The sequence below is a fragment of the Streptomyces sp. ATLC9 genome (genome assembly GCF_057196705.1).
The window spans coordinates 1-266 of record NZ_JBXUOY010000637.1 but is presented as its reverse complement, the minus strand read 5'-3'; the positions used below and the strand labels follow the sequence as shown (position 1 = coordinate 266).

General features: G+C 69.2%; 1 protein-coding gene. It reads right to left on the bottom strand.

The window, feature by feature from the left end; translation table 11 throughout:
- Positions 1–266, bottom strand: a 266-nt coding sequence (locus AC2CJA_RS27430; protein ID WP_484605304.1) for a transposase, incomplete at both ends; no start/stop codon positions are given.

Below are 266 nucleotides of genomic sequence, written 5' to 3'. Positions count from 1 at the left end.
GCAGGGCCCAGAAGCTCTCCGCGGCGGCGTTGTCGAAACAGGATCCGGTGCGTCCGCAGCTCTGCCGCAGCCCCAACTCCTCTATTCGGTCTCGGAATTGTGCTGATGTGTATTCGCTGCCGCGATCGCTGTGGATCACGCGGCCGGGCTCCAGTCCGCTGCGGCCGTGGGCCATGTCGAGAGCGTCGACGACGAGCTCGGCGCGGTGGTGGTCGGCCATGGCGTAGCCGACGACCTCGCGGGTGGCCAGGTCCAGCCAGCGGGCG